Annotated in this window: 14 protein-coding genes and 1 pseudogene; 9 read left to right on the top strand and 6 right to left on the bottom strand. The window is 68.2% G+C overall.

Translation table 11 applies throughout. The annotated features are described in order from the left end of the window. Positions 1-161 precede the first annotated feature (161 nt). Positions 162-554, bottom strand: coding sequence for a VOC family protein (locus IB278_RS23025; RefSeq protein ID WP_192325580.1), 393 nt, complete (start codon positions 552-554; stop codon positions 162-164). A 77-nt stretch (positions 555-631) separates the two neighbouring features. Here IB278_RS23025 and IB278_RS23030 point away from each other — a divergent pair, with 77 nt between their 5' ends. Continuing rightward, complete coding sequence (locus IB278_RS23030; RefSeq protein WP_192325582.1) at positions 632-1393, top strand: response regulator transcription factor; 762 nt, start codon at positions 632-634, stop codon at positions 1391-1393. Between the two features lie 59 nt (positions 1394-1452). Here IB278_RS23030 and oxlT read toward each other — a convergent pair whose 3' ends face one another. Further along, the gene (gene oxlT / locus IB278_RS23035) at positions 1453-2808 is read right to left on the bottom strand and encodes an oxalate/formate MFS antiporter (protein WP_192325584.1); all 1356 of its coding nucleotides are present in this window, start codon (positions 2806-2808) and stop codon (positions 1453-1455) included. Between the two features lie 181 nt (positions 2809-2989). Between oxlT and IB278_RS23040 the strand changes: the two genes are divergently transcribed. The 8 genes and pseudogenes from IB278_RS23040 (at position 2990) to IB278_RS23070 (ending at position 16841) form a co-directional block, all read left to right on the top strand. Then, a complete protein-coding gene (locus IB278_RS23040; RefSeq protein ID WP_192325586.1) occupies positions 2990-4855 on the top strand; it encodes a histidine kinase in 1866 nt (621 codons plus the stop codon). A 327-nt stretch (positions 4856-5182) separates the two neighbouring features. Beyond that, the gene (locus IB278_RS23045) at positions 5183-5617 is read left to right on the top strand and encodes a DUF4019 domain-containing protein (RefSeq protein ID WP_145744262.1); all 435 of its coding nucleotides are present in this window, start codon (positions 5183-5185) and stop codon (positions 5615-5617) included. A 762-nt stretch (positions 5618-6379) separates the two neighbouring features. Continuing rightward, positions 6380-7300, top strand: a pseudogene (locus IB278_RS34300) (ESPR-type extended signal peptide-containing protein); the annotation flags it as partial. A 261-nt stretch (positions 7301-7561) separates the two neighbouring features. Further along, entirely contained in the window at positions 7562-13759 is a 6198-nt protein-coding gene (locus IB278_RS23050) for an adhesin (protein WP_412556333.1), read from the top strand. Between the two features lie 31 nt (positions 13760-13790). After that, positions 13791-14624, top strand: coding sequence for an OmpA family protein (locus tag IB278_RS23055; RefSeq protein WP_192325590.1), 834 nt, complete (start codon positions 13791-13793; stop codon positions 14622-14624). 157 nt (positions 14625-14781) lie between these two features. Continuing rightward, positions 14782-15015, top strand: a complete 234-nt coding sequence (locus IB278_RS23060; RefSeq protein ID WP_225613088.1) for a hypothetical protein — start codon at positions 14782-14784, stop codon at positions 15013-15015. 391 nt (positions 15016-15406) lie between these two features. Then, on the top strand, positions 15407-16069 hold the full coding sequence (locus IB278_RS23065) for a hypothetical protein (protein WP_192325592.1): 663 nt from the start codon (positions 15407-15409) through the stop codon (positions 16067-16069). A 1-nt stretch (position 16070) separates the two neighbouring features. Beyond that, positions 16071-16841, top strand: coding sequence for a Crp/Fnr family transcriptional regulator (locus tag IB278_RS23070; RefSeq protein WP_318646694.1), 771 nt, complete (start codon positions 16071-16073; stop codon positions 16839-16841). 14 nt (positions 16842-16855) lie between these two features. Here IB278_RS23070 and IB278_RS33910 read toward each other — a convergent pair whose 3' ends face one another. The 4 genes from IB278_RS33910 to IB278_RS23085 form a co-directional block, all read right to left on the bottom strand. After that, entirely contained in the window at positions 16856-17110 is a 255-nt protein-coding gene (locus IB278_RS33910) for a hypothetical protein (RefSeq protein ID WP_225613089.1), read from the bottom strand. 102 nt (positions 17111-17212) lie between these two features. Continuing rightward, positions 17213-18610 carry a sigma-54-dependent transcriptional regulator gene (locus tag IB278_RS23075; protein ID WP_192325594.1) on the bottom strand — a complete coding sequence of 466 codons (1398 nt, stop codon included), beginning with the start codon at positions 18608-18610 and terminating at the stop codon, positions 17213-17215. Continuing rightward, complete coding sequence (locus tag IB278_RS23080; RefSeq protein ID WP_145744252.1) at positions 18607-19680, bottom strand: sensor histidine kinase; 1074 nt, start codon at positions 19678-19680, stop codon at positions 18607-18609. The genes IB278_RS23075 and IB278_RS23080 overlap by 4 nt, the downstream gene beginning before the upstream one ends. 7 nt (positions 19681-19687) lie before the next feature. Beyond that, complete coding sequence (locus IB278_RS23085) at positions 19688-20203, bottom strand: DUF4395 family protein (RefSeq protein WP_145744249.1); 516 nt, start codon at positions 20201-20203, stop codon at positions 19688-19690. Between the last annotated feature and the right edge of the window lie 21 nt (positions 20204-20224).

Here is a 20224-nt window from a genome sequence, read left to right on the forward strand (position 1 = left end):
TGCCATGCATCGAGCGGCTCACTGTCGATTCGCAGGAGCCGCTTTCGATGATGAGTCATGAGCGCCACCAACTGGCCTCGTGTCCTGATGTTGAATCTTGCGAGGTCAGGCAAGAGTTCTTCAAATGAGGACTCTCCATGGTCGTTTTTCCGCAAGCCAGTTCAGCTCCCCGCCCTCGACGCAAGGTCCTGGCCAATCATGAGCCGGTGTCCGTCAGGCGTCGCAACCGAGAACTCGCGCATGCCATGCGGCTTGTCTGCCGGCGCCTGCTTTATCAACGCGCCGCGCCGGACGAATTCTTCATGGAGCGCATCGACGTCATCCACATGCAGATAGCCGAAGTAGCTGTGGTCGCCCGTCGCAGACGGCAGCAGGGCGTCCGGACAATGGCCCATCATGATGCGCACATCTCCTCGCGAAAGAAGCTGCCATCCGGTTCCTTCCGGCCACTGCGCCTCGAAGCCCAGGGCGTCCCTGAAATAGGCGGTGTTTCGCTCGAGGTCCGGAACAGCGAGCACGAACGAAAACGGGCGCAGTTGGTTGGCATGTGACATCGGATTTCCTTTTGTGTAGCGGTCGACTCAGCAAATTGTGACGGGCTCGGAGCCCTCGGGGCACAATCGGCCCTGCCATGAGCACCATTGCCGAACCGTCATCCTCTTCTTCGCATGCCGCGCAGAAAATCCGCGTGCTGATTGCCGACGACCAGGCACTGATCCGTCGCGGCATGGCCATGCTGCTGGACGCTGCGCCGGACATCGAGGTGCTCGGCCAGGCGGCCGATGGCGTGGAAGCCGTGGAGCTGGCACGCCGCCTGCTGCCAGACGTGGTGCTGATGGATCTGCACATGCCGCGCAAGGGCGGCGTGCTCGCGACGCGCGAGATCTCGGCTGCCTTGCCGCACACGCGCGTGATGGTGCTGACCACCTTCGACCGCGACGACCTCGTCTTCGACGCGGTGCGTGCCGGCGCACAGGCCTACCTGCTCAAGGACGCTTCGGAAGAAGAGGTGCTGGACACCGTGCGGGCCGTGCACCGCGGCGAGTCGCGGCTGACGCCGCAGATCGCGCGCAAGGTGATGGACCAGTTCCGGCTATTGGCCGATCGCGTCGCGCAGGAGCCGCCCTCCCCGCCCGCGCCGGATTCCCGCGCCGCACCGCAGGCCGCCGCGCCCGGCGAGCCATCGCCGCCCGATTCGACGGCGGCGACCAAACCCCTGACCGAGCGCGAGGCCGCCGTGCTCGAACTGATCGCCAAGGGCTATGGCAATCGCCAGATCGCCACCGCGCTCAACCTGGCCGAGGGAACGGCAAAGAACCACGTGAGCCGGATCATGCAGAAGCTTCACGCGAACACCCGCACCGAACTGGCGGTGCTGGTGTTGAAGAAGTAAGCCCCCGGAGCGCCTTCGGCGCCTCCCCCCAAGGGGGCACTGGAATGGGCAGCGGAGTGTCAGGCCGTGCGGCCTGCAGGCGACAGGCCGCCGGGCATCGCGAGATCAGGTGCTGCCGGCGAAGGCGCATGCGATGCGGCGGCATTGCTGGCGGTGTGCCGGGCCAGCATCGGCCGCAGCGCGACGATGGCCAGGAAGGCGGCGAACAGATCGAGCGCCGCGACGGTGTAGAGCACGGTCGACCAGGTGCCGGTGGCTTCCATCATCAGGTTGCCGAGCGGCACGAACAGCGCGCCGACGCCCTTGGCGCAGTACAGCACGCCGTAGATCTTGCCGATGTGCTTGGTGCCGAAGGCGTCGCCCGCGAGCGCCGAGAACAGAGAATACACCTCGCCCCAGGCCAGGAAGACCACGCCCGACAGGATCAGGAAGGCCCACGGGTTGTGGCCGAAGTAGCCCAGCGCGATGATGCCGATGCCCTCCAGCGTGAAGGCGATCACCATCGTCTTCTCGCGGCCGATGTGGTCGGAGATCCAGCCGAACAGCGGGCGCGAGATGCCGTTCATCACACGGTCGAGCATCAGCGCGAGCGGCAGCGCGGCCATGGTGACGAAGTACAGGTCCACCTTGAAGTTCTTCACGCCCAGGTCCTGCGCGATCACACCCAGTTGCGCCACGGCCATCATGCCGCCGGTGACCACGCAGGAGAACATCAGGATCATCAGCCAGAACAGCGGCGTGCGAAGCGCCTCGCCCAGCGTGTAGTCGCGCCGGCTCTGCACCAGCTTGGTCGAGCCCCGCACTTCGTTGCCCTTGGGCGCGCGCAGGAACCAGGCCGCAATGAAAGCCAGCGAGCCCTGCAGCAGGCCGAAGAACAGGAAGGCCTGCTGAAAGCCGGAGCTCTCGATCATCGCGGCGATCGGCAGGATGGTGGCGGCCGAGCCGGCGCCGTAGCCGCCTGCGGTCAGGCCCACCGCCAGGCCGCGCCGGTCGGGAAACCACTTGAGCGCGTTGTTGATGCAGGTGGCATAGATCGAACCGACGCCGATGCCGCCGATGGCCGCGCCGATGTAGAAGCCCATCAGCGTCGTGGCCTGCGAGTTGATGGCCCAGGCCGCGCCGATGAACAGCGCGCCGAAGGCCACGATCAGGCGCGGGCCGAACTTGTCGATGAAATAGCCCTCGATCGGCGCGAGCCAGGTCTGCACCAGCACGAAGATGGTGAAGGCAATCTGGATCGATGCGCGCTCCCAGCCGAACTTGCCCTGGATCTCCGGCACGAACAAGGTCCATGCGTACTGGATGTTGGCCGTGGCAATCATGCAGACGATGCCGACGGCCAGTTGCAGCCAGCGGTTGTCGAACAGGCGCGGCGGCGCGCCGGATGCGGCCTGCGTCAGGGAAGCGGGGTTCATTCGTTGGGTCTCCATTCGTTGTCGCGCCGATCGCGTCGCGGCACGTTGAGGGTTGGGATTCAGTCGCGCTGCGGGCACGGATCGCGATGGGTGCAACTGTTGCCGCAAACCGCCGCCGGCGCGCCTGCCGGAAGTCACGCGACGGATCGAGACAAACCCCGAGGACTCCGGGGAAGTACCCATGCCGAAAGTCACGGCCACCGGCTGCGAGAATCCGCAGCCAATGAACCTCGCACGCCGCATCGACCCACGGCGCTCCATGGCCGCCGCGATCGGCTGGCTGCTGATTGCGCTCACCCTGTGCCTGGCGCTCGTGGCCAACCTGTGGCTGCGCAGCTTCGTGCGTGCGACGCTGCTCGAGCAGCACGGCCAGCGCCTGGAAGCCGCGGCCGAGCACGTCAATGCCGAACTCGACACCGCGTTGCTGCTGCGCCTGCAGGCCGTCAGCGTGGTGGCGGCCATGCTGTCGGAGGATGTGCAGCACAGCGAGGGCGCGCGCCTGAAGCGCTCGCTCGAGGCGGTGCGCCGCGGCGTGCCCGACCTGATCTGGCTGGCGGTGACGGATGCCGACGGCTTCATCGTCGCCGCCACCGACGAGCAGGTGGTCGGCCAGAACGTCAATCAGCACGCGTGGATCTCGCAGGGCCTGGACGCCGCATGGATCGAGGAAGGCCGCTCGCCGCAGGAGCGCTTCCTGAAGCTCACCGCGCCGGTGCGCAACGCGGACGGCGCAATCATCGGCGTCGTCGCCGCGAACCTGCGCTGGAACTGGGTGCAGAAGATGATGGGCGAGATCCGCGCCTCGCCGGGCGAATGGCTGCTGATCGACCGCGACGGCATCGTGCGCCACGGGCCGGGCGCACTTCTGGGGCAACGCTGGCAGGACGCCGGCGATCCGATCACGCCCTTCGATCCCGTGGTCGCAGGCCTGGGGAACGACGGATCCGATCTGCCCACGCGCATCCGCACGAGGCGGCTGCTGGACAACCGGCCCTACCTGATCGCGACCCCGCCCAATGCGCGTGACGGCACGCTGCGCCGCCTCGGCTGGCAGGCCGTGGTGATCCAGCCGGTCGAATCGGTCGCGGCGTTTGCGACTGCCATCGAATGGCGCATCTCGATCGTGCTGAGCCTGCTGGGCCTGGCCGCCGCGGTGGCGGGCATCGTCATGGCGCGCCGCCTCACGCGCCGTGTGAGCGTGATCGCCCATTCCGCGGACGCGGTGCTGGCCGGCAGCGCCACGCGCATCGAGGTGCCGCAAGGCGTCGACGAAGCCGCGCGGCTGGGCAGCGCGCTCGACCGCCTGCTGGACACGCTGCGGCGCGAACGCGACGAGCTGCGCCGGCTCAATGCCGAGCTGGACGAACGCGTACGCCAGCGCACCGAAGAGATCAATCGGCTCGCGCAGGAATCGCGCGATGCCGCAGTGGTGCGCGAGCGCCTTCGGCTGGCGCGCGGGCTGCACGACACGCTGGCGCATTCCATGATGGCGATGCTCACCGAGATCCGCGTGCTCAAGCACCTGGCATCGATCCGGCCCGATGCGCTGCCGGACGAGCTGGTCCGGGCCGAACGGGCGGCGCGCGACGGGCTGGACGAGGCGCGCCGCGCGATCGACCAGCTGCGCAGCAACCCGGTGCGCGACATCGGGCTGGGAGCAGCGCTGGCCGAGCTGGCCAAGAACCTGAGCGAGCGCTCCGGCATCGAGCTCGACTGCCGGATCGACCCTGTGTTGTCCGCGCTCGCGGCCGAGCCGGCTGAAACCGTGTTCCACATGTGCGAGGAAGTGCTGCGCAACGTCGAACGGCACGCGGGCGCGGCACGGCTGCTGATCCGCCTGCAGCGCATGGCTGCGAGCGACAGCATCGAACTGGAGATCGCGGACGACGGCATCGGCTTCGAGCCGAGTGCAGGCGCCGCGGGGCACTACGGGCTCGTGGGACTGCGGGAGCAGGCCGACGCGATCGGCGCCCATCTGCGCATCGACAGCCGCAGCGGCGAAGGCACCCGCGTGTCGCTGCGATGGACGCAGGCGGGCTCAGCGTAAGGCCGCGATCCGCAACCGCTGCGCGGGGCGCCATTCCCCCGGCATCCGAATTCAATGCAAGCAACGCCCGGCAAAACGATTGCTGCTTCTTCATTTCTTTCAAGTGCCGCAGGCATCGGAGCGTGTTGCATGCACATGGACGACTCGCGCTTCAATGGCAATGGAAACATCGGCGCGATTCCTTGAATTGCCCGACATGCGGCAATCGCGCGATGCATCCGCACTCGACATCAATCCCGAATGCTATAAACGAATGGCACCATGGAAGTGCCGCATGCAATATCGACGTAGTTACACACTGAAATTCATATCACTCCCGGACCTGACATGACCTCAAAAAGCAAACTGCTGCTCGGCGCCGCATTCCTGGCGGGTTGGATGAGCACAGCCTCGGCCCAGGACGCCGATCCGACGAACATGGTTCGCGGCGGCCTGCAAGCGATCCAATTGGTGGACCAGGGCAAGATCGGCGAACTCTGGGACGGCTCGGGCCCCGCCACCAAAAAGCGGGTCGCACGTCCCGAGTTCGTTCGCCAGGTCGAGGCGTCGCGGTCGCCGCTCGGCGCGGCGCAGCAGCGCACATGGGTCTCGGTGAATCGCCAGTTGGTTGCAAACGACGATCCCGATGTGGCCGGCCAATACATCAACGTCGAATACGAAACCCGCTTTGCCAACGCGAGCAACCGGGTGGTGCGCGAGATGACGAGTTTTCGCCTCGACGCCAGCGGCACGTGGCGCCTGAGCGGCTACGTGTTGCGCTAAGCCGCTCTCCTAGGATGCGCCGCGGCTCCCGCGGCGCATCGGCCAGGCGAATACCCCATGGCGGCAGGCGTTCGCAGCAGCAATCTCCCCTTCCGCGCTCGACGGATCGCCGCACCACCTCCTGAGCGCGAGCCGTAGCCATCGGCAGCAGCTCGCACGGAGGCGGCGCGCGCGCCAGATCGGATCGCAGTTCGCTGCCTGTCCGGCGCGCCATCCTCCCCGGCCTCGGCCAACCCTCCGCACAGCAAACGGCATCGAGCCGATATTCGGGCGCCGCGCTATTCAGCGCGCATCAATTTGGTGCCATCCGATCAGGGGCACGCGCCAATTCGGCGTACTACCGCCATAAAACAATTGATATAAATTTTTAATCGAAAGCTACGGAAATCCGTGGCGATGAATAGAACATTTAAAAACTTTGTATTACTATTTGTATTCTTAAGTTAATAGAAATTTCCAAAATAATTCATTGAAAATCATGCTATGCATTAATGATAAATAATAAATTCATATTACTAACCTAGAAGCCCGTCCGATAAAAATCTCCAATTGCCGCAATGCGCCGTTGACGTTAATTCGCCACACGCCAGTTGCATTCCGCGACAACCTCTTAAGATTCGCCAAAAAAAATGTTTCCGCTTAATTGCAATTGATCGAATAGTTTTGCAATTACTTCTAAAGGTTCTATGGGCAATGCCATCCGTGGATACCGCTTGCCGTGGAGCAAGGCTTCTGGCGTCTTGAACAATCGAGGAGAAATGCATGAATAAGTCGTACCGCAGCATCTGGAATGAGGCATTGGGCGCCTGGGTGGCGGCCTCCGAGCTCGCATCGGCACGGGGCAAAAAGGGTTCTTCGCGCGCACTGGCGAGCGGCCTGGATGCCGAGGCATCGCGGCCGGCGGGCACCTCGAAGGTCTACGGCAAGTTCGCCAGGATCGTGGCCGCGCTGGCGGCGATGGGCGGAATGGGTTGGGCCTCGTCGGTCCAAGCCCAGGTGAACTGCACTGCGGCGCCTTACAACTTCTACAGCGGCAGCGCGACGTGCGCGGGTTATCTGTCCCAAGCGACTTTCGGCGGAGCCACTGCCATAGGCTATAACGCCCAGAGTACGGGGCTGAATGCCACGACTCTCGGCTACCAAGCCCTTGCCTCAGCCACCAACGCCATTTACGTTGGTGCGCGCACCGGTGGAGTCGGAGCGTCCGGGGAGTCGTCGATTGCTATCGGTACGGATGTCAACTCCGGCGGCGCGGCAGCGGTCGCTGTTGGTGCGCAGTCGAAAGCAATGGGAACTAGGGGCGTTGCCTTGGGTGCGCAAGCCAATGCCGCTGTCGACTATGCGACAGCACTCGGTGGCGGTGGCGTCAGTCCAGCAACAGCCACACGGGCCACCGGCGTCGGTTCGACGGCTCTCGGTGGCAATGCCACCAGTGGCGCGCTTGCATCGGGCGTCGATGCCATCGCCATCGGCGGTCAGTCCGTCTCGTCGACACAATACTCGGTGGCCATTGGCTTGAATGCAGCAGCGTCAGGCCCGGGCGGCGCAGTCGCGATCGGTAGCAGCACGGTCTCGAACAATATCAATACGGTCGCGCTGGGCGTTAACGCCAATGCCACCGGAGCTGGCGCCAGCGCGTTGGGCACCGCTGCCACAGCTACGGGAGGGAACTCCACCGCCGTCGGCGTCAACTCCGTGGCAGGTGCAAACTTCGCGTTCGCCGGAGGCTTTTTGGCCCAGGCAACCGGATTGCGCACCGTCGCGATAGGCAATCAGGCAGAAGCAACCAGCGACGCAGCCACCTCCGTCGGGAACACTGCTCGGGCGCTAGGGAACAGTTCGCTTGCACTCGGAGCGCAAGCACTCGCCATCGGGGACAGCACGGTTGCGGTCGGCCAGGGGGCCGGCGCGGGCTCGACGGTCGCCAACACGGGTTCGGTCGCAGTGGGCATCGCCGCCGGCACGCTGGTCAGCGGTGCGCAGAACACTGCCATGGGCGGGGGCATTGCGAGCGTGATGCGGGGCGCGGGTTCGGGCGTCACGGGAACGCGCAACGTCGCCTTCGGCTCGGGCGATGGCACGGTCGCCTACGATGGCACCCTGAAGGCTTCGGCAGGCAGCCTGGTCAGCGGCAGCGACAACATCGCCATCGGCACCAACGCAGGTATCGGCGTCGCCGCCAGCGAAACCACGTCGATCGGCCTGAGCGCGAATGCGAGCGCGGACAGGGCGATCGCCTTCGGCTCTCAAGCAAAAGCGTCCGCTCTGGACGCCGTCGCGCAAGGTACCAACACGAGCGCAGCCGGCCGCAACGCCATCGCCATCGGCTTCCAGGCGATCGCCTCGGAGATCAACTCCATCAACCTGGGCGCACGCACGCTTGCAGGGTCGGGCGCCCTGGCGCAGGGCGCCATCGCCATCGGTACGGACGTGACGGCCTCGCAGGATCGCGCAGTCGCGTTGGGTGTCGTAAGCCAGGCAACCGGCCAGGACTCACTGGCGGCAGGTACATGGGCCACTGCGGCCGCCAACTACGCGACGGCACTCGGCGCAGGCGGCAACAGCGCGGCGACAGCCGTGCGCGCCACCGGCGCCGGTTCGCTCGCCATCGGTGGCAATGCCACCCTGGGCGCCCTCGCATCGGGCGCCAATGCCATCGCCATGGGCGGTGAATCCGTCGCCGATGCCGATGACGCGGTCGCGATCGGCCACGGCGCCAGGGCCACCGGCGGTCGCGCGGTTTCGATCGGCTCGGGCAACGTCGCCAACGGCAACGGCGCGGTCGCCATCGGCGATCCCAACACTGCCACCGGCAACGGTGCGATCGCCTCGGGCCTGGACAACACCGCCACCGGCGACGGTTCCGTGGCCATGGGCAATACCAACATGGTGGGCGGCGGCGGGCAGGCGGTCAGCACGCCGGGCACGGCAGCACAGGGCGCGGTCGGCATCGGCTACCGCAACACGGTGGTGGGCCAGGGCAGTGTCGCGATCGGCAGCACCAGCAGCGCGCTGGCGGCGGGTGCGGTGGCGTTCGGCGACACGGCAGTGGCCAAGAATGCAGACGACGTGGCGCTGGGCTCGGGTTCGGTGACGGCGGCGGCGGTCGGCACGGCCAGCACCACCATCGGTGGCACGACGTACAACTTCGCCGGCATCGCGCCGACGAGCACCGTGAGCGTCGGCAGCCTCGGCGCCGAACGGACCATCACCAACGTGGCGGCGGGGCGGATCGCGGGCGACTCGACCGACGCGATCAACGGTAGCCAGCTCTACGCCACCAACCAGGCAGTTGCGGCGATCGCGGCCAGCACGCCCACCCACTACTACAGCGTGAACGACGGTGGCGTGCAGCAGGCGAACTACACCAACAACGGTGCGACAGGCGTCAACTCGTTGGCGAGCGGCGTGGCAGCCTCTGCCTCGGGCGATCAGTCCGTTGCGCAGGGCTTCGGGGCGAGCGCGTCGGCCGGCGATGCGATTGCGATCGGCACCGGCACCAAGGCTTCGGCCGTCAGCAGCACCGCGATCGGCGTCAACGCCACGGCATCGGGGGCCAGCGGCTCCACGGCGCTGGGCGCCTTCTCCACCGCCAGCGCCACCAACAGCCTGGCAGTCGGCGAGTTCGCCAACGCGTCCGGCGAGGCTGCGGCGGCCATCGGCCCGGGCGCGACCGCCGCCGCGGTGCGCGCCACGGCGGTCGGCAACGGCGCGCAGGCGCTCGCAGCTTCGGCCCTGGCGCTCGGCGACACGGCCGTGGCCAACAATGCAGGCGATGTGGCGCTGGGCTCGGGCTCGGTGACGGCCGCTGCCGTCGGCACGGCCAGCACCGTGATCAACGGCACGACCTACAACTTCCAGGGCACCACGCCGGCTTCGACGGTGAGCGTGGGCGCTCCGGGCGCCGAGCGCACCATCACCAACGTCGCGGCCGGCCGGATCTCCGGCACCTCGACCGATGCGATCAACGGCAGCCAGTTGTTCGCCACCAACTCGGCGATCGATGCCGTGGGCGTCACCGCCGGCAAGGGCTGGAACGTGACCACGGCCCAGACCGGCACCGGCACCGTGACCGGCACCAGCGTGCAGAACATCGCCCCGGGCGCCACCGCCACCTACACGGCCGGCAACAACATCGCCATCACGCAGAACGGCGCCGAGGTGCAGATCGCCACCAGCGCGACGCCCAGCTTCACCAGCGTGACCACCGGCGGCACGGTGATGAACAACAACGGCGTCACCATCACCGGCGGCCCGAGCATCACCACCACCGGCATCAATGCCGGCAACACGGTCATCACCAACGTGGCGACCGGCGTGGCACCCACCGATGCGGTCAACGTGGACCAGCTGAACGACACAGTGGCGGCCAACAAGACCAAGTACTACAGCGTGAACGACAACGGGGTGGCCGGCGGCAACGTCAACAACGACGGGGCGCAGGGCATCAACTCCATCGCCGCAGGCGTGGGCGCCAGCACCACCGCGGCGGCCACCGGCAGCGTGGCCATGGGCACCAACGCCGCGGTCAGCACGGTCAACGGGGTGGCACTGGGCTCTGGCGCGAACGCGAGCGCCAACGCGGGCGACGTGGCGCTGGGCGCGGGTTCCACCACGAGCAAGGTGGCCGGCACGGCCAGCACCGTGATCAACGGCACGACCTACAACTTCCAGGGCACCACGCCGGCTTCGACGGTGAGCGTGGGCGCTCCGGGCGCCGAGCGCACCATCACCAACGTGGCGGCGGGACGGATCTCCCAGACCTCGACCGACGCCATCAACGGCAGCCAGCTGTTCGCCACCAACTCGGCGATCGATGCCGTGGCCGTCACCGCCGGCAAGGGCTGGAACGTGACCACGGCGCAAACCGGCACCGGCACCGTGACCGGCACCAGCGTGCAGAACATCGCCCCGGGCGCCACCGCCACCTACACGGCGGGCAACAACATCGCCATCACGCAGAATGGCGCCGAGGTGCAGATCGCCACCAGCGCAACGCCCACCTTCACCAGCGTGACCACGGGCGGCACGGTGCTGAACAACAACGGCCTCACGATCACGGGCGGCCCGAGCGTGACGATCACCGGCATCAATGCCGGCAACACGGTCATCACCAACGTGGCCCCCGGCGTGGCACCCACCGACGCGGTGAACGTGAGCCAGCTGAACACCCAGATAGACGGAGCCAAGATCCGCTACTACAGCGTGAACGACGGCGGCACGAAGCAGGGGAACTATGCGAACGACGGCGCCACGGGCCTCAATGCCCTGGCGGCCGGCGTGAACGCTTCGGCGGCCGGTGCCAGCGGCGTGGCAATGGGCAACGGCTCGCGCGCCAGTGCCGCGGATACCGTGGCGATCGGCAGCGGCGCGACGGCCGATTCGGCAGAGGCGGTGGCCATCGGCAAGGGAGCAACTGCCACGGGCGGCAAGGCCATCTCGATCGGTTCGGGCAACACGGCCTACGGCAACGGCGCCGTGGTGATCGGCGATCCGAGCTACGCGAGCGGCACCGGCGCCTTTACCGGCGGTGCCAACAACACCGCCAACAGCGACGGTACGGCCTCGGCCACCGCAGCCAACCAGGCCAACGGTGCGGTCGCGATCGGCAATGCCAACAAGGCGATCGGCCAGGGCTCGGTGGCACTGGGCAATGGCTCCACCGCCGGTGCGGTGGGCAAGGCGGGCAGCGTGGCCATCGGCGATGCTGCGGCGGCAACGGCCAATGCGGGCGACGTGGCGCTGGGCTCCGGCTCGACCACGGCCACGGCCGTCGGCACGGCCAGCGCCGTGATCAACGGTACGACCTACAACTTCCAGGGCACCACGCCCGCGAGCACCGTGAGCGTAGGCAGCGTGGGCGCCGAGCGCACCATCACCAACGTCGCGGCAGGCCGGATCTCCGGCACCTCGACCGATGCGATCAACGGCTCGCAGCTGTTCGCCACCAACCAGTCGATCGAGGACCTCAGCACCACGGTCACGACCAACAAGACCAAGTACTACAGCGTCAACTCCACCGGCGGCACCAACGAGGACAACACTGGCGCCACCGGGGCCGACGCCATCGCGTCGGGCAAGAACGCGGCGGCGAGCGGCACGTCGGCCGTGGCCATCGGCCTCGGCGCCACGGCGTCGGACGCCAACAGCGTGGCGCTGGGTTCCGGCTCGACGACGGCCGCGGCCGTCGGCACGGCCAGCGCGGTAATCGGCGGCACCACCTACAACTTTGCCGGCACCACGCCGGCGAGCACGGTGAGCGTGGGCAGCGCGGGCAACGAACGCACCATCACCAACGTGGCGGCGGGCCGGCTTTCCAACACCTCGACGGATGCCATCAACGGTTCGCAGCTCTTTGCCACCAACCAGCAGGTGACGGCGAACACCACGCAGATCACCAACCTCGGCAACACGATCGGCGACATCAACAACGGCGGAGGCATCAAGTACTTCCATGCCACCTCGACGCTGCCCGACTCGCAGGCGCTGGGCACCGACTCGGTCGCGATCGGCCCGAATGCGGTCGCCAACAACGCGAACGACGTGGCGCTGGGCGCCGGCTCAACCACGGTGGCCGCGGTGGGCACGGCCAGCACGGTGATCAACGGCACGACCTACGGCTTCGCGGGCACCACGCCGGCAAGCACAGTCAGCGTCGGTGCGGTGGGCGCGGAGCGCACCATCACCAACGTGGCGGCGGGCCGGATCTCGGGCAGCTCGACCGATGCGATCAACGGCTCGCAGCTGTTCGCCACCAACCAGTCGATCGAGAACCTCAGCACCACGGTCACGGCCAACAAGACCCGGTACTACAGCGTCAACTCGACCGGTGGCGGCAACGAGGACAACCTGGGTGCCACGGGGGCCGATGCGATCGCATCGGGCAAGGATGCGAGCGCCACGGTCGCGGGCTCGGTGGCCATCGGCGCGGGCGCGGTCTCCGACCGCTTCGTGGCGCCCTCCACCGGCAGCATCCCGGCGGGCAGCTCGCTGATCAGCTACAACACCACCGACCGCACGCTGCTGGGCGCCCTGTCGGTCGGCAGCGCCACCAGCTACCGCCAGATCACCAACGTGGCCGACGGCACGCAGGCGCAGGACGCGGTCACGGTACGCCAGCTCTCGGGTGCGCTGATGTCCTTCGCGGTCACGCCGACGCTGTACTTCCACGCCAACTCGAGCGCGGCGGACTCGCTGGCCATCGGCGCGGAGTCGGTGGCGGTGGGCCCGCAGACGGTGGTCAACGGCAACAACGGCATCGGCATCGGCAACGGCGCGGTGGTGCAGCAGACCGCGCCGGGCGGCGTGGCGATCGGCCAGGGCGCGACCTCGCACATGGCCGACTCCATCGCGCTGGGTACGCAGTCGTCGGCCGCGGCTGTGCAAGGCGTGGCGCTGGGCGCGGGCAGCAGCGTGACGCAGGCCGGCGGCGTGGCGCTGGGCGCGGGCTCGGTGGCCTCCACCGCCGCGGGCGTGGCCGGCTACGTGCCGCCCACGGCCACCGAGGCGCAGCGCATCGCCATCGGCGCCACCACCAGCACGCTGGCGGCGGTGTCGGTGGGCGATGCGGCCAACGGCCAGTTCCGCCAGATCACCGGCGTGGCCGCGGGCTCGGCCGACAGCGATGCGGTCAACGTCTCGCAGCTGCGCGGCGTGCAGGGCCAGGTGGCGGTGATCGACCAGTCGACGGTCAAGTACGACACCAACCCGGATGGCTCGATCAACTACAACAGCGTGTCGATGGGCGGCAGCAACGCGACCGGTCCGGTCACGGTGCACAACGTGGCGCCCGGCGTCGCGGGCACCGATGCGGTCAACGTGAACCAGCTCAACAGCGGCATCGCCGGGGCCAACGCCTACACCGATGCGCGCGTCAACGCCCTGGGCGGCGAGATCCGCAGCATCGCCAAGGATGCCAGCGCGGGCGCGGCCGGCGCGATGGCGATGGCCAACATGCCGCAGGCCTACATCCCGGGCAAGAGCATGGTGTCCGCGGGCGTGGCGGGCTTCGATGGCCAGGCCGCCCTCGCCATCGGCGTGTCGAAGCTCTCGGACAACGGCCGCTGGGTCGTGAAGTTCAGCGGCTCGGCCAACTCGCGCGGCAAGGTCGGCGTGGCAGCCGGTGCGGGCTTCCACTGGTAAGCCGGCCGCATCAAAAGAGGAACACAACATCATGACAACGCAATTCCATCGCTTCACGGCCATCGCAGCGGGCGCCGCGGCACTGCTGCTGCTGCAGGGCTGCAGCTCCTACGTGAGCCGGGGCATCACCGACGACGGCAAGGCCACGGAGGTGATCTTCCCGAACATCGACAACGATGCATGGCTCAAGGAAGGCACCTTCCCCAACCTGGACAACCTGCGCGCCGTGGCGCCCGGCGTCACCAAGGATCAGCTGTACGACCTGCTCGGCCGTCCGCACTTCAGCGAAGGCATGGCGGGCCCGCGCGAGTGGGACTACATCTTCCACTTCCGCAAGGCCGGCGGCGGCGTGACCACCTGCCAGTACAAGGCGATCTTCGACAAGGACTACAAGGCGCAGACCTTCCACTGGCTGCCGGCCGGCTGCGGCGACGTGCTGGCGGTGCGTGCGCTGCCGGCGGCCGAACGCCCGGCCGCCGCGAGCCCGGCGGCGCCGCGCCGCACCACGCTGGGTGCCGATGGCCTGTTCCGCTTCGACGGGAGCTCGCTGGCCGACCTGATGCCCGAGGGGCGCCGCAAGCTCGACGCCCTGGCCGCCGACATCAAGGCGACGGATGCCGTCAAGGTCATCGGCCACACCGACCGGCTCGGCAGCCAGGCCTACAACCACGCGCTGTCGCTGGCGCGCGCCAATACCGTGCGCAGCTACCTCGCGCAGGCCGGCGTGCCGGCGCAGAGGATCCAGGTCGAGGGCCGGGGCGAATCGGAGCCGAAGGTGCAATGCGCCCAGGCCCGGCGTGCGGACCTGATCGTCTGCCTGGCGCCGAACCGCCGCGTCGAGATCGAGGTGTCGGGCGAGCGCTGAGCCCGGCAGCGCTGCGCCGGGCGCGCCCGCCCCTGTGGCCGCAGGGGCCCTCCGTTTGATGAGCATCAACCTGCCCGGGTCTTGCCGCACCTAGATTCTTGAAACCCAGGAACGGCCGGGTCCGGGCAACAAGCAAAAACCGGCGATGGAGATTCGAATGCCCCTGCGGTTCTTGTTGAGGCTGCGGCATGAGCAGCTTCCGGTCCGGATCGCCAATACGGAAGAGCTCCGGGCCGTCTCGGTGCTCGTGGCCACCGGATTGATCGAGGCCGACATAGCGGCGCTTCAGCCGACTTCGGTCTACGCGTCAGCGCGAATGGCAATGGTGAGGCGCATCACGGAGGAAGGCCTTGCCGAGATCGCGAAAATGGAACACGCGCCCGGTGCGTGAAGACCTCCATGCGATCCGCTCCTCTTCCCCCTTGCGTTCCACGGTGACGGCGGGCCTGCGCACCGGCCGGGCGCCTGTGCCCGCGCGGACCGAAGCCATTCCGCCCCGGCGACGGTAGCCGCCGCCGGTGTCGCACGCGGGCCACTCACCACTTTGTGGGAGGACTGCGCAGGGCCCCTCGCCGCACAATCGCTCCGGCATCAATTGTGTCCAATTGTGATTCGGAACACATCCACGGCTCGAAACCCGGTGTCAAACGGCATGTGGCTCCGTAGCATTCCCTGAAGACCGCTTGCGAAGCGGCTCACAACAATGGTCCAACGATTCAGGGTTTTGCCAAATGCAGAGAACGTGGTGTCACGCAGGCGATGGAACGGTCGCACTGCCACGCATGGAAAACAGGCGCTTCGGGCCGCGATGGCGCGCGGCGCTCGCGCATTTCCTGCCTGCGCGGCCTCGCGATGCCGCGCCGGTGGCACCGGAGAGCCACCGCGGCGCCCTGCCCGACCGGGTCTGCGCGCTCTTCTTCATCGCCAACTTCGCGCAGCTGGTCGAGGCCGACGGGCCGGAGGTCGCCGCCAGCGTGAGCCGCGAGATCCAGCGCCGGATCCGCGCGAGCTCGCCGGCCTCGGCCGCGGCCGACCTGACCTGCCTGCGCGACGACTGCTTCCTGCTGCGGACCCCGGGCATGCGCACCGCCGGCTCCGCGGCCGCCGAACCGTCCGATGCCGCACAGCTCGAGGCATTGCTGGCAAGGCTCGGCAGCGAGCCGCTGAAGGTGCAGGGCATGACGGCGCTGCCGCGGCTGCATGCGGACTGGATCGCGATGCGCGCATCGAGGCGCATGGACGCCGCGGAGATCGAGCTCGCGCTGTGGGCCGCGCAGGAGCGGCTCGCGCCGGACGTGGTGGTCGATTGCGTCGATCGCGTGTACGACGTGCATGTCGAGAGAAAGGCCGGAAGGCTCTGGCTGCGGGGCCAGGCCCTGCACGAGACCGAAGAACGAAACCGCATCGAGGCGCTGTTCCGGCTGCTCCAGGCGGACTGCAAATGAGGTGACCGACATCACTTTCGCCATGTACCTCCACCCCCTCATCGCCAGCGTGCCGCCCGCCGACCGGGCCGCCTTGATCCGCAGCAGCGAACTGCGTTCCTACCGGCGCAACGAGACCGTGCTTCCGGCGGACACATGGACCGATCGCATCTACTGCGTGGCCACGGGCCTGCTGCGGGCCGTCGACCGGGACGTGACGACCGACTTCATCCGCCGGGGCGACTTCTTCCTCGGCCCCTCGCTGAGCGAGAACAGCTACCAGGCCACCTCGACGCTGGTCGCGGCACTGCCCTCCTCGGTCTACCTGATGCCGATCACCGCGATCCGCGGGTTGTGTGCGATCTATCCGGAAGTGACCATCGGCCTGCTCGAGATCGCGATGAAGCGCATCACCATGATCCGCGGCCAGCTGCGCCGGATCTCGTCGCTGTCGGCCGAGAACCTCGTCGGCCGCGTGCTCCACGAGCTGACCCAGCTGGCGCCTGCGGGCAGCGGCGGCTACGACAAGCGCATCACGCAGGCGGTCATCGCATCGTATTCGGGGCTCTCGCGCGAGGTGGTCAACAAGACCATGCGCGACCTGGAAAGCCGCGGCCTGGTCCGCCGCGACGAGAACGGCATTCACATCCCGCCGAACTTCGCCTCGACGGACTTCGGCAGCCTGCTGCCGGATGCACCGGCCACCGAGGGCCACGAGGCCCATCCGATGTTCGAGCCCGAACTGTTCACCACGCCGGAAGGCATGGGGGATGCCGAGCCGAAGGCGCCTTGACTCCGGCGGTCCGATCAAGGCGCGGGCACCTGGTCGCCCTCGCCTCCTGCGCTCCTGTGCGCCGTGATCGCGAAGCTGACCGCCCGCTTCGAAGCCAGTTGCGCCCGGCCGCACCGGCTACAGCGATAGAACCGCAGCCAGGGCAGCAACTTCATCCACCCGCGCCGATGGATGCGCTCCAGATGCGCAAGCCCGCATCCGCAATTCAAGAGGAGCCCGCGGGCGGCATGCCCCGGATCGCCGTGTTGCAGTTGGCACTTGTCGTTCATGCGGGCCATCGTGCCGAGACGGCTGCATCTCGCGCGGCCGGCTGTGATCTCCCTCACCTGCCGCAGCAAAAAAAGAAGGCTCGCCGGCCTCCAGCGCACACCTCAGGTCTCGTCGCCACGCACGCCGAGCTGCTTCGCGAGCCGGGAAAGATAGGGCTGCGTCACGCGCAGCCGCTCCGCCGCCCGGGTCTGGTGGCCGCCGGATCTTTCAAGGGCGCGCTGGACGATCAGCCGCCTGGCCGCGGTGACCGCATCGCTGTAAGGCAGGGCGAACAGGTCCTCGATCTCCGTCACCGCCATGGCTGCCGGCGCCACCGGGCCGCCCATGAACTCCTCGGGCAAGTCGCACAGGTCCACCGTCTCGCCGGCCAGCAGCGCGCAGCGCTCCATCACGTTCGACAGCTCGCGCACGTTGCCGGGCCAGGGATAGCGCTCCAGGGCCTGCATGACGTCGTGTGCGAGCCGGGGCGGCGGGCGCGCCGACTCGGCGGCATGCTTGGCCAGCAGCCACTCGGCCAGCGGCAGCACGTCGCCCTGGCGCTCTCGCAACGGAGGAATCCTGATGCTGATCACCTTGAGCCGGTAGTAGAGGTCTTCGCGGAAGGCGCCGGCGCGGATGGCCGCGGCCAGGTCGATGTGCGTGGCGGCAATCACGCGGATGTCCGCGCGATGCGTCCGGTCGCTGCCCAGCCGCTCGTACTCCTTTTCCTGCAGCAGCCGCAGCAGCTTGGCCTGCAGCGCCGTCGGCAGCTCGCCGATTTCATCCAGGAACAGGGTGCCGCCGCGCGCGGCTTCGACGCGGCCCGGGCGCGACCGGTCGGCCCCGGTGAACGCGCCTTTCTCGTGTCCGAACAGCTCGCTCTCGAGCAGCTCGCCCTTCAGCACCGCGCAGTTCACCGCCACGAAAGGCTGTTCGCTGCGCGTGCTGCGAAGATGCAGGGCCCGCGCCACGACCTCCTTGCCGGTGCCGGTTTCCCCCAGCAGCAGCACCGTGGCATGGCTGGGCGCCACGCGGTCGACTGTCTCCGCGACGCGGGCCATGCCGGGATCCGTGCCGCGTACCCACAGGTGCTTGTTCCCGAGCTCCCTGCGCAAGGTGTGGACGTGGCTCTTCAGCCGGCTGGTCTCGAGCGCGCGCCGCACGACGAGCTGGATGGTCGCCGCATCGAAGGGCTTGGCGATGAAGTCGTAGGCGCCGGCGCGCATGGCCCGCACCGCGTTCGTCAGTTCGCCATGCGCCGTGATCACGACGACCGGCGGCGGGGCCGCCAGCGACTGGAGGCTCTCGAGCACCGAGAAGCCGTCCATGCGCGGCATCTCCAGGTCCAGCAGCATCAGGTCCGCCCTGTCGGCGGCCCGCAGTGCTTCGGCCCCGTCCAGCACGTGCTCCACCTCGTGCCCGAGTTCGCGCAGCCGATCGCACAGGATGCGGCCGATGCCGGGGTCGTCGTCCGCGATGAGGATGTGGCTCGCCGGCGAACCCTTGGCGCCGCCGCTCATGCCGCACCCGCGAGCGGCAAGGTCAGGGCGAAGGTACTGCCCTGGCCCAGGGATGTCTGCAGCGCGATGTCCCCGCCGTGCAGCCGCGCGAGGTTCTTGGCGATCGCGAGCCCGAGGCCGGTGCCGGGCGCGCCGCCGCCCGACTGCCCGCGGTAGAAGCGCTCGAACAGGTGCGGCACGTCTTCCGCCGGCACGCCGGGCCCGTGGTCCTCGACCAGGACGCGCCATCCGTCGGGCACGGATTCGGCATGCACGCGCACGCTGGAGTCCGGCCGGCTGAACTTGATGGCGTTGTCCAGCAGGTTGATCAGGATCTGCTTGAGCTTGTCGGGGTCGGCCGGCACGCACAGCGACGGCTCGGCACTCGCCATCTCGAGCCTGACGCCCTTCTGCTGCGCGGCCGGACGCAGCAGCATGAACACCTCGTCCAGCAGCGGGTACAGCGCGACCGGCGTGCGCTGCAACTGGATGTGGCCGGACTGCAGGCGCCCCCATTCGAGCAGCTCGTTCACCACCCGGATGAGCCGGCGGCTGTCGCCTTCGATCATCTGCACGTACTCCTGCTGCGCCTGCGTCAGGCCGCCCGCGAGCCCGTCGCGCAGGTTCTGCGCCGAGCCCAGGATGCCGGTCAGCGGCGTGCGCAGCTCGTGCGACACGTTGGACAGCACGGCCGAGCGCAGCTTGTCGAGTTCGAGCAGCTCGAGATTGGCCGCGGCCAGCCGGACGTTGGCGTCGCGCAGCTCCGCGGTGCGCGCATCGACCTGCGCCGCCAGGCTGTCGTTCTGCTGTTCGATCAGCAACTGCTTGCCGCGCAGTTCCTGGGTCAGGACCATCAGCCGGTGCTGCCCGTGGATCAGGTCGTCGGTGCGCTTGTGGTTGGCCAGGCCCTGCCAGACGACCACCCCCAGCACCATCGCCGCCAGCAGCTTCTGCGGCCAGCCGGAGGGCACCAGCACCAGCGACAGGACCAGCACCACCAGCGCGAAGCTCCAGCCGTTGGACTGCCACGCGTGGCACTGCCTCAGCTGCAGCGTGCACACGCTGCAGCGCCCGTAGGGCTGCGTCTGCACGTTGCGCCTAAGGACGCAGTTCTCGTTGATGGCTGGGGCTTTCGCCGTCGATGGTGAAGTCGGTGAACCCATTGGAGCCTCCCTTCAGCCAGCCCCGGCGGACCAGCCAGTCGCGTCCCAGCACATAGAACCAGCAGCCCGCACAGAAGCCCAGCGTCGGCGCGATCAGGAACGAGGCGGTGGGCACGGCCAGCACGGCGAACCCGACGGTCGGCCAGCCCGCTCCTGCAAGTCCGATCCCGGCGGCCTGCACCACGACCGAGAGCGCGCAGGCGCCGCGCGTCCCGCCCAGGTCGAAGTAGAGATCGCCGATGCGGTGCTCGCCACGGAAACGCACGAGCTGTGCCACCAGGCGCGCCACGGGCACCCAGCGCGGAGACAGCATCTGCAGGAAGGTCAGCACGAAGGTGACGCAGGCGAAGCGCAGGTCCTGCGTGAAGATGGCCGCCACCATGAAACCGGCCTCGGTCAGACGCTGCACCCGCATGCCGGGGCCGAACTGCAGTTCGCGGTCTGTGTCCATGGGGAACCTCCGGCAAAAGTC

It is taken from the genome of Variovorax sp. VRV01 (assembly GCF_014852545.1).
Lineage (GTDB): Bacteria > Pseudomonadota > Gammaproteobacteria > Burkholderiales > Burkholderiaceae_C > Variovorax > Variovorax beijingensis_A.

Bases quoted from the DNA above. Each gene is read 5' to 3' on its own strand.
- IB278_RS23025 (WP_192325580.1), bottom strand. From the start codon at position 554: ATGTCACATGCCAACCAACTGCGCCCGTTTTCGTTCGTGCTCGCTGTT.
- IB278_RS23030 (WP_192325582.1), top strand. From the start codon at position 632: ATGAGCACCATTGCCGAACCGTCATCCTCTTCTTCGCATGCCGCGCAG.
- oxlT (WP_192325584.1), bottom strand. From the start codon at position 2,808: ATGAACCCCGCTTCCCTGACGCAGGCCGCATCCGGCGCGCCGCCGCGC.
- IB278_RS23040 (WP_192325586.1), top strand. From the start codon at position 2,990: ATGCCGAAAGTCACGGCCACCGGCTGCGAGAATCCGCAGCCAATGAAC.
- IB278_RS23045 (WP_145744262.1), top strand. From the start codon at position 5,183: ATGACCTCAAAAAGCAAACTGCTGCTCGGCGCCGCATTCCTGGCGGGT.
- IB278_RS23055 (WP_192325590.1), top strand. From the start codon at position 13,791: ATGACAACGCAATTCCATCGCTTCACGGCCATCGCAGCGGGCGCCGCG.
- IB278_RS23060 (WP_225613088.1), top strand. From the start codon at position 14,782: ATGCCCCTGCGGTTCTTGTTGAGGCTGCGGCATGAGCAGCTTCCGGTC.
- IB278_RS23065 (WP_192325592.1), top strand. From the start codon at position 15,407: ATGGAAAACAGGCGCTTCGGGCCGCGATGGCGCGCGGCGCTCGCGCAT.
- IB278_RS33910 (WP_225613089.1), bottom strand. From the start codon at position 17,110: ATGAACGACAAGTGCCAACTGCAACACGGCGATCCGGGGCATGCCGCC.
- IB278_RS23075 (WP_192325594.1), bottom strand. From the start codon at position 18,610: ATGAGCGGCGGCGCCAAGGGTTCGCCGGCGAGCCACATCCTCATCGCG.
- IB278_RS23085 (WP_145744249.1), bottom strand. From the start codon at position 20,203: ATGGACACAGACCGCGAACTGCAGTTCGGCCCCGGCATGCGGGTGCAG.